The 8,945-nt window shown below is 40.0% G+C and carries 8 protein-coding genes, 2 tRNA genes and 2 other annotated features; of the genes, 3 read left to right on the top strand and 7 right to left on the bottom strand.

Features of this window, described 5'->3' with window-relative positions; translation table 11 throughout:
* Positions 1-81: 81 nt before the first annotated feature.
* The 7 genes from trpA to trpE are packed head-to-tail and all read right to left on the bottom strand — an operon-like array spanning position 82 to position 6,478.
* The gene (gene trpA, locus V7266_RS15370) at positions 82-867 is read right to left on the bottom strand and encodes a tryptophan synthase subunit alpha (RefSeq protein ID WP_335468813.1); all 786 of its coding nucleotides are present in this window, start codon (positions 865-867) and stop codon (positions 82-84) included.
* A 1-nt stretch (position 868) separates the two neighbouring features.
* Positions 869-2,068 (bottom strand): tryptophan synthase subunit beta, encoded by a 1,200-nt coding sequence (trpB, locus tag V7266_RS15375; RefSeq protein ID WP_335468814.1) that lies wholly within the window; start codon positions 2,066-2,068, stop codon positions 869-871.
* Complete coding sequence (locus V7266_RS15380; RefSeq protein WP_335468892.1) at positions 2,043-2,690, bottom strand: phosphoribosylanthranilate isomerase; 648 nt, start codon at positions 2,688-2,690, stop codon at positions 2,043-2,045. Before V7266_RS15380 ends, trpB begins: the two co-directional genes overlap by 26 nt.
* A gap of 2 nt (positions 2,691-2,692) precedes the next feature.
* On the bottom strand, positions 2,693-3,484 hold the full coding sequence (trpC, locus tag V7266_RS15385; protein ID WP_335468815.1) for an indole-3-glycerol phosphate synthase TrpC: 792 nt from the start codon (positions 3,482-3,484) through the stop codon (positions 2,693-2,695).
* Positions 3,485-4,510 carry an anthranilate phosphoribosyltransferase gene (gene trpD, locus V7266_RS15390; RefSeq protein ID WP_335468816.1) on the bottom strand — a complete coding sequence of 342 codons (1,026 nt, stop codon included), beginning with the start codon at positions 4,508-4,510 and terminating at the stop codon, positions 3,485-3,487.
* On the bottom strand, positions 4,482-5,093 hold the full coding sequence (locus tag V7266_RS15395; protein ID WP_335468817.1) for an anthranilate synthase component II: 612 nt from the start codon (positions 5,091-5,093) through the stop codon (positions 4,482-4,484). The genes trpD and V7266_RS15395 overlap by 29 nt, the downstream gene beginning before the upstream one ends.
* Positions 5,090-6,478: an anthranilate synthase component I gene (trpE, locus tag V7266_RS15400; protein ID WP_335468818.1), complete on the bottom strand. Its 1,389-nt coding sequence runs from the start codon at positions 6,476-6,478 to the stop codon at positions 5,090-5,092. The genes V7266_RS15395 and trpE overlap by 4 nt, the downstream gene beginning before the upstream one ends.
* 61 nt (positions 6,479-6,539) lie before the next feature.
* Positions 6,540-6,789, bottom strand: a binding site (T-box leader).
* Positions 6,790-6,824: 35 nt separating this feature from the next.
* Positions 6,825-7,071 (bottom strand) — a binding site (T-box leader).
* A 239-nt stretch (positions 7,072-7,310) separates the two neighbouring features.
* Between trpE and V7266_RS15405 the strand changes: the two genes are divergently transcribed.
* The 3 genes from V7266_RS15405 (at position 7,311) to V7266_RS15415 (ending at position 8,866) form a co-directional block, all read left to right on the top strand.
* A complete protein-coding gene (locus V7266_RS15405; RefSeq protein ID WP_335468819.1) occupies positions 7,311-8,588 on the top strand; it encodes an MFS transporter in 1,278 nt (425 codons plus the stop codon).
* A 109-nt stretch (positions 8,589-8,697) separates the two neighbouring features.
* Positions 8,698-8,771: transfer RNA gene (locus V7266_RS15410), tRNA-Gly, on the top strand.
* A 3-nt stretch (positions 8,772-8,774) separates the two neighbouring features.
* Positions 8,775-8,866, top strand: a tRNA-Ser gene (locus tag V7266_RS15415).
* Positions 8,867-8,945: the final 79 nt, after the last annotated feature.

An 8,945-nucleotide genomic window follows, 5' to 3' on the forward strand; every position in this document is an offset into this window, starting at 1 on the left:
AAATGATGCCAGGAATTAACACTCACAATTAGTTAATTGATAAAAAAGGTCCACTCTGAAAACAGAAGCAGACCGTGTCATTTATAATACGTTTGATTTCTGTTTACTAACAGACATTAATTCTTCCATTTCGTTAAGGCGGTTTTGTTCAAATAGGTCGACAATTTTACTGCCTACTATAACGCCATCACTATATTTGGATATTTCTTGTATTTGCTCTTTACTTGATATACCGAACCCTGCCATTACAGGGATCTTACTAACTTCTTTGACAGATTTTAAAAAGTTGGTCAGTTCGGCATCGTACTCATTTCTTACCCCGGTGATTCCTTTAACAGTTACCGTATATAGAAAACCTTTTCCCTTACTGGAAATCATTTTAATTCTGTCAAGAGGTGTTGTCAGGGTCACTAAACGGATTAATTCAACTTCGGCTGCTTCAAGTTCCGGCGCAATAATCTCTTCCTCTTCCATTGGCAGATCAGGAATGATGCAGCCATCCACCCCGGCATTCCGAATGTCGCGGACAAACTCAGCTATCCCGTATGAATAAATGGGATTCAAATAAGTCATTAGTATAATGGGAATGGACACTACCTTTCTAGCCTTTTCAATTTCCTGAACAATCCCTCTTAAGGTGGTACCATTAGCGAGCGCCCTTAGGCCAGCCCGTTGAATCGTTGGCCCATCTGCTACAGGATCAGAAAAGGGAACTCCCACTTCGACCGCAGCAGCACCGAACTTTTCAAGTATTGCAAGTCTGTCAACTAACGTTTCTAAACCTCCATCACCTGCCATTATGTAGGGAACAAAGGCTTTCTTTTGATTTTCTTTTAATGCTGCAAATGCTTTTTCAATTCGATTCATTTTAATTCCTCCCCTCAAGTCTTGCTTTAACTGCATCTACATCTTTATCGCCACGACCGGATAAACAAACAACGATATTTTCATTGTCTTTCATTTCAGCCGCAAGCTTAATAGCGTATGCAACTGCATGAGAACTCTCAAGCGCAGGAATAATCCCTTCCAATTTTGATAAAAGTTGGAAAGCATCAAGTGCCTCTTGGTCAGTAATGGAAACATAATTGGCCCGGCCGCTGTCTTTTAAGTAGCTGTGTTCAGGACCTACTCCAGGATAATCAAGTCCTGCTGAAATAGAATGGGCCTCTTGAATTTGACCATCTTCATTTTGCAATAGGTACATTAATGAACCATGGAGAACTCCTGGTTTCCCTTTTGTTAAGGACGCAGCATGGAACTCAGTTTCCACACCCTGCCCTGCAGCTTCGACCCCATATAAACGAACTTCCTTATCCTCAATAAATGGATAAAACATTCCGATTGCATTACTACCGCCCCCGATACAAGCAACCACAGCTTCAGGCAGACGGCCTTCGCGCGCAAGAAATTGTTCTCTCGTCTCCTTGCCGATGACACTTTGAAAATCTCTCACCATCATTGGAAATGGATGCGGCCCCATAGCTGAACCAAGTAAATAGTGTGTATCATCCACATTAGTTACCCAATATCTTAAGGCTTCGTTAACTGCATCCTTTAGGGTAGCACTGCCTGAGGATACACCAACAACCTTAGCACCTAGCAATTCCATTCGAAAGACATTTAAGGCTTGTCGTTTAATGTCTTCCTCACCCATAAAAATGATACAATCAAGGTTTAATAAGGCACACACCGTCGCTGTTGCAACGCCATGCTGACCTGCTCCTGTTTCAGCTACAATTCTTTTTTTCCCCATACGAACAGCAAGCAATGCCTGACCAATCGCGTTATTTATTTTATGGGCACCCGTGTGGTTCAAATCTTCTCTTTTTAGGTAAATATTTGCCCCGCCCGCATGTTTTGTCAAATTTTCCGCAAAGTATAATGGTGTCTCTCTACCAACATACTCTTTTGCTAATCTAGCAATTTCACCGTGAAAAGCAGGATCTTTTTTTGCCTCTTCATAGGCTTCATTTAATTCAATAACCGCCTTCATCAGGGTCTCCGGTACAAATCTTCCTCCAAATATTCCGAAATGGCCTTTTTCATTCGGTAATGTATAGGTGCTCATTTAGTTTTCCTCCAATTGGTATAGTTTTCACCTTTTCAATAAATGCTTTTATTTTCACTAGATCTTTTACTCCATTTGTTTCAACCCCAGAGCTTACATCGACCATATAGGGGTTAATGATTTGTACGGCCTCAGTGACATTTTCAAGATGTAATCCCCCGGCAAGAATGACTTTTTTGCCTTTCAAACCTAAAGTGTTAACTTGCTTCCAATCAAACGATGTTCCATTTCCGCCCCGATATTTTCCTTTTGGACCATCGAGCAAAATATAATCGGCTGGGTATTGAATAATCTCTTCTAAGGATTCATTACCTTCAAAGCTGATCGCTTTTACAACCGCTAGGGGAAGCGATTGAGAAAAGACAGCAGACTCCTCACCATGAAGTTGAATATGGGTTAAACCAACTAAAGACGCAATCCTTTCAATCTCTTCTTTCGTTTCATTAACAAAAACACCAATTTTCATGACATTTGCTGGTAAGCAAGAAACAATTTCTTGTGCTTTGTCTGGTGTTACCTTCCTCTTACTTTCTGCAAATACTAATCCGATGGCATCTGCACCATATTCAACAGCTTTAAGTGCGGTATGGCTATCCATGAGTCCACAGATTTTTACCTTAATGTTCATTTATTAACACCCTCTTGAAGTGGGAGACGGAGATTAGAGAAGGATTTCTCAATATCCGGGCTGACCATTAAGGCCTCGCCTACTAAAATTCCATTTGCACCCGCGTTTCGAACCCTGTCAGCATCCTGCTTCGTATGGATTCCACTTTCACTTATTAAGTAGGCTCCAGATTTTTTTACAATTGAGGCTAATTGTTCGGTTACTTCTAGCGAAACTTTAAATGTCTTTAAGTCACGATTATTGACCCCAATTAACTTTGCTCCTGTTTTAAGCGCTTTTTCCAGTTCTACTTGGTTGTGGACCTCTACTAGCACTTCTAAGCCTTTTGCTTTCGCGTATTTAAAGAGCGAATGCAACCTGCTCTCATCTAGCGCGGCAACAATTAGCAATATGATGTTAGCCCCGTTAGCAGCTGCGACATCAATCTGCAATGGGCTAATAATAAAATCCTTACACAAGATCGGCAGGTTAACTGTTTCTCGGACTGTCTTCAAGTCGGCAAAAGAGCCTTTAAAAAAGGTGGAATCAGTTAATACAGAAATGGCAGACGCTCCAGATTTCTCATAAATTGCGGCCTGTACTTCTGGTTCCACTCCATTATTGATTAAACCCTTTGATGGAGATGCTCGTTTATATTCTGCAATGATGGAAAGCTCCTCTGCTGTTTGCAGTTTTTCTAAAAAGGATCTTTTTGGATAAGCTGTTTCCTGAATGATTTCCGTCCTTTCTTGAAGCTGCTGGACCTCCTTTTTCTTCTGTTCAATAATCCGGTCAAGAATGGTTTCCATTTAAATCGCCTCTTTCTGGCCTATTTTTGATTTTTCGATAAGAGTTGTTAGTTTTGCATAGGCTGCACCTGAATCGATAATTTCCTTAGCAAATTCAATACCTTCGACAATGGAGCTGGCTTTTCCAGCTGTATAAATACCGATACCAGCATTTAATAATACTGTATCACGGGGGGCACCTTTTTCCCCTTTTAGTACTTTTAATAAGATTTCCCCATTCTCTATCGAATCCCCGCCCTTTATCTGGCTGTTATCGTATTGCGGGAGATTGACATCTTCAGGTGTAAATGTATGACTAGTAATTTTTCCATCTTCCAAAAGGGTATAATGATTTTCTCCCTGAAGAGAAGCTTCATCCATAAATCCAGCGCCATTTATGACAACCGCCCTTTTCCGTCCCAGCTTTTTGAGTACTTCTGCAAATACGTTTAGTAAATCCCTGCGATTAACTCCTAACAATTGATAATCCAGTTCAATCGGATTTGTTAATGGCCCAATATAATTAAAGACCGTGGGAATTTTCAATTCTTTCCGAACTGTCATCACTTTCTTTAATTTTGGATGCACATGTGGAGCGAATAAAAAGGCGATCCCGATTTCATGAAGTATTTCTTCCGTCCTTTCAGAGGGTAAATTTAGATTCACTCCCAGATACTCAAGGACATCTGCACTTCCTGTTTTACTTGAGATGCTTCTATTGCCATGCTTAGCGACTGGAATTCCGGCACCAGCTATAACAAAGGCTGAAGTTGTACTAACATTAAAGCTTGATGAACCGTCTCCACCAGTCCCACAGTTATCCAGAACATTCGGAAATTTCTGGTTGAAGCGAAGGGTATTGCCCTTCATAGCCCGAACAATTCCAGCGATTTCGTCAACTGTTTCACCCTTAGACTTTAACCCCATTAAGAAGGCGGCAATTTCAGATTCAGAAACTTCTTCTCCTAAGATTAAATCAACTGCTTCTTGCATTTGCTCTTCAGAAAAGGATCGCTGCTCAGCTAATTGGAGTAGATAGTTTTTCATTTTCCCTCATCCCTTCTATTTCGATTAAAAAGTTTTTTAACATTTGTTTTCCATCCGGAGTTCCGATTGATTCCGGATGAAATTGCAGCCCATAAACCGGATATTCCTTATGTTTTATTGCCATAATTTCATGATCATCGTTGGAATGAGCAATGCACTCCAACTCCGCTGAAAGATTACTTTCTTCTAACGTCAACGAATGATAACGCATTACCTCTAATGGAGTACTTAAGTTTGCAAATACTTCATTGCCTTGATGAGTGATGAAAGAAGTTTTCCCATGTTTAATATAATGAGCCCTCCTTACTTCACTGCCGAAAGCTGCGCCAATTGCTTGATGACCAAGACATATACCTAGTAAAGGAATGGTCCTATAAAAAGTTTGAATTAATTCTATACAAATTCCTGCATCCTCAGGCCGGCCAGGCCCTGGAGATAAAATAATCGCTTTCGGGTTTAACTTTTGGATTTGTTCCATACTCAGCTGATTATTCCGATAAACGACAACCTCCTCACCCAGTTCCCCTAGGTATTGATATAGGTTAAAGGTAAACGAATCAAAATTATCAATTAATAAAATCATTTTTCACCCTCCAAAAAGGACCTCAACTTGTTTAAAGTTTCCTCATATTCTGACTCTGGATTTGAATCGTAAACAATCCCTGCACCTGCTTGGATAATGGCTCCACCGTCTTTAATGATCATGGTGCGTATCGCCAAGGCAAAATCCATATTTCCGTTTACTGACAGATAGCCAACTGCTCCGGAATAAAGACCGCGCTTTGATCTTTCTAATGTATTTATAATTTCCATTGCTCTTACTTTTGGAGCACCAGAAACCGTCCCTGCTGGCAGACAGGCCGCCAAGGCATCTAATGCCGTCATTTCCGGATGAAGCTTTCCGCTAACCTCCGAAACTAAGTGGATAACATGACGGAATTTTTCTACCGACATATACTTCTCAATTTGAACCGTTCCAAATTCACAAACTTTGCCAAGATCGTTTCTTCCAAGGTCCACAAGCATTCGATGTTCGGCAAGCTCCTTTTCATCGTTAACTAATTCCTGCCCAATCCGTTCATCCTCTTCAGCAGTTGTTCCTCTCCGCTTTGTCCCGGCAATTGGGTTGGAGATAACTGTGTTGCCACGTGTTTTAATTAAGCTTTCTGGCGATGAACCAATCACGGTATATCCATCAAAGTCGATATAAAACATATACGGTGTTGGATTAGTGCTTCGATGCTTTCGATAAAGTGATAAGGGTGTACCTTGAAACGATGATTTCATACGTCTTGAAAGGACTACTTGAAAAATATCGCCTGCAAGGATATGCTCTTTTGCTGTTTCAACACTTTTAATAAACGCTTCTTTTGTTGTATCCGATTCAAAACCGCTAAAAGTATAGGGTTCCTCTTCGTAATAATAATTTGGTTTTTTTAATTCTTCTATCCGTTGCATTACTCGTCTTTCGATTAACGCTGTACTACTTTTTTCTGATAATGGAAGACCGCATATTTTTACTTTTTCTTGAAGATGATCAAAAACAATCACTTCTTCAAAAAACATAAGATGCACATCTGGCATTTCCAAACCATTTGGATATTCCTCACCGATGATTTCAAACTCTCTAATGATGTCGTAGCCCACATACCCCACTGCGCCACCTATAAAAGGAAAATCACATTCGTCAAATATCCCGTCAGGTAATAGCTTCTTTATAACTTCTAAAGGGTTTCCATTCAATGTACGCTTTGCACCATCACGATAAATAATTTCATTTGTTTCGCCTCTAGAAATGAGTTCAAAGGCGGGATCTGCTCCAATAAAAGAATACCTCCCCGAGTCATTATATTTATGAGAGCTTTCTAATAAGAATTTCTTCGTTCCGCTTATCTTTTGTAAGATCGAGATGGGTGTTAATGTATCTCCTTTGATTTCCTGTATTAAACATCGATTTATTGTCTTCATGTCACAACCCCTTTTCGAAAATAAAAAAATCGTCCTCTATACGCGCAAATAGATTGCGCATATAGAGGACGATTCTAAGACCGTGGTGCCACCTCCCTTTGAAACAGATCAAGCTCTGTTTCCTCATTCAGATACAGAACATATTCTGTCCGATATCCTATCCCTTTAACGGGGGAATCCGGGCGTCCCTACTAAGGTTCAAGACACCTCTCACAAGTCCATTCCACAAATTCATTCATATCGGGCTCGCACCTCCCCCGACTCTCTGGTAAGAATTAATTTTGTGTACTACTCTTGTTCAACGAGTTAATTATTTTACTTAAAAATACAAAAGGGCCCTCCATCCAAAAAGGACGGAAGACCCGTGGTGCCACCTTCATTAGCTAAAATTAGCTCACTCAACCGATATCGAAGCAAAAAAGCTTGAATATCTGTCTCTTGTAACGATGAGATCTTCGCCAAAGCCTACTGCCTATAAGGGTTCGGTTTGGAGGCTCGGAAGTCCATTCGCTTAAACGTCTACACTGATTTGCACCAACCATCAGCTCTCTTAAGAATCCGTAAAAGTTACTACTCTTCGTCAACACCTATTATGTTTTGCTTTATTGATTATTATCCTATACAACTCCAGTAATAATGTCAAGTATTATATATTTTTAAAAAATTCAAAATTGAGTATCTTAAGTCTATTTTTACTTATCGCTTTCCATTTAAAGGATACCTTAATATATGTTATTTTCATTTGAATTAGCCAATATTAACATTAGCAAGCAAACATGTCTCTTCGGCGTGGAATGTTTAGAGCATATTATGAAGGCGGGATAGAAGATTCATGGAACATATTGAACGATTAAGCCAAAACCAAAAGGCAGCAAAGAAGAAACACTCGGATGCTGGCCAAAAAAAACAAAGTGAAATTGCCAAGCAAAAATGGGCTATTGTCTCGATGTCTTCCATTCCTTTAGTGATGACTTTAGGAAATTCAATGTTGATTCCTGTATTACCTTCTATGGAAAAAGAATTATCTATCACATCCTTTCAAACCAGTATGATTATTACGGTTTATTCCATCGTTGCAATTTTTCTAATTCCCGTAGCCGGATACATATCCGACCATATCGGCAGAAAAAAAGTGATTATTCCGAGTCTCCTTATTGCGGCGATTGGAGGGCTAATCTCTTGGTGGGCTGCATGGAAGTTAACGGATGCCTATTGGCTCATTTTAGTTGGCCGGGCCCTGCAGGGAGTAGGGGCAGCGGGGGCCATGCCCATTGTACTACCCTTAGTTGGTGACATGTTTAAAAGTGAAGATGATGTTAGCAGCTGTCTCGGACTTATTGAAACGTCTAATACGTTAGGAAAGGTTTTAAGTCCTATACTCGGAGCCTTTCTTGCTGGATTCATCTGGTTTCTACCATTTTTTTCAATTCCAGTGTTTTGTGCCATATCGGTTATCTTAATGATCTTTCTTGTTAAATGCCCTAAAAGTAATGAAGAACCTATTCCTTTCAAGCAATTTTTTACAAATATTAAAAAAACCTTTACGGAAAAAGGACGTTGGCTGTATGCCATCTTTTTTATTGGCGGTATTCTTATGCTCGTCCTGTTTGGAATTTTGTTTTACCTTTCAGAAACCTTTGAAAAAGAGTATGGAATCAAAGATCTAAAAAAAGGTTTCTTTTTATCACTACCGCTTGGTGCACTATGTTTAGCCTCTTTTATCAGTGGAAAGATCATTAAGAAAAATAAGGTATTAATGAAATGGATCACTTTAATCAGTATTCTCTTTGCAGCTATTTCAATTGCTGCACTATGGTTTTCAATCCAGCTATGGTATATGCTAACCATGTTCCTTATCACCGGAGTAGGAATTGGCTTAAGTCTCCCCTGTTTAGATGCCTTAATCACCGAAGGCATAGAGAAAAAGGAACGCGGGACTATTTCCTCCATTTATAGTTCAATGCGGTTTATTGGAGTTGCTGCAGGCCCGCCATTGATTGCAATCCTAATGAAATATGCTAATCATTGGATTTTTATTGTTCTAAGCAGCCTTACCATTATGGCCGCGATTATTACTTTGTTCGCAGTAAAGCCAAAAGCAGAAGCTTAGAAAAAAGTGCTGGGATAACCCTCAGCACTTTTTATGATTCAAGCAAGTTTCTAGACAAAAATGGCCCGCTTTATGCTATAGTATAGGTGTTCTTAACGAAATGTAAGTTGCGGGTGTGGTTTAATGGTAGAATTTCAGCTTCCCAAGCTGACGGCGGGGGTTCGATTCCCCTCACCCGCTCCATTTGGAGAAGTACCCAAGTGGTTATAAGGGGGCGCACTCGAAATGCGTTAGGGCGGGCAACCGTTGCGTGAGTTCGAATCTCATCTTCTCCTCCATACATACAGTTCAAACACTCTAAGCGAGTGTTTTTTTACTTTTAATAGGGCTGTGTTAAATGAGACAATGTTGATTGGA

This window comes from Neobacillus drentensis (genome assembly GCF_036965645.1).
Lineage (GTDB): Bacteria > Bacillota > Bacilli > Bacillales > Cytobacillaceae > Neobacillus > Neobacillus drentensis_D.

Coding starts and splice junctions, on each gene's coding strand:
- trpA (WP_335468813.1), bottom strand. CDS start 867: ATGAATCGAATTGAAAAAGCATTTGCAGCATTAAAAGAAAATCAAAAG.
- trpB (WP_335468814.1), bottom strand. CDS start 2,068: ATGAGCACCTATACATTACCGAATGAAAAAGGCCATTTCGGAATATTT.
- trpC (WP_335468815.1), bottom strand. CDS start 3,484: ATGGAAACCATTCTTGACCGGATTATTGAACAGAAGAAAAAGGAGGTC.
- trpD (WP_335468816.1), bottom strand. CDS start 4,510: ATGAAAAACTATCTACTCCAATTAGCTGAGCAGCGATCCTTTTCTGAA.
- V7266_RS15395 (WP_335468817.1), bottom strand. CDS start 5,093: ATGATTTTATTAATTGATAATTTTGATTCGTTTACCTTTAACCTATAT.
- trpE (WP_335468818.1), bottom strand. CDS start 6,478: ATGAAGACAATAAATCGATGTTTAATACAGGAAATCAAAGGAGATACA.
- V7266_RS15405 (WP_335468819.1), top strand. CDS start 7,311: ATGGAACATATTGAACGATTAAGCCAAAACCAAAAGGCAGCAAAGAAG.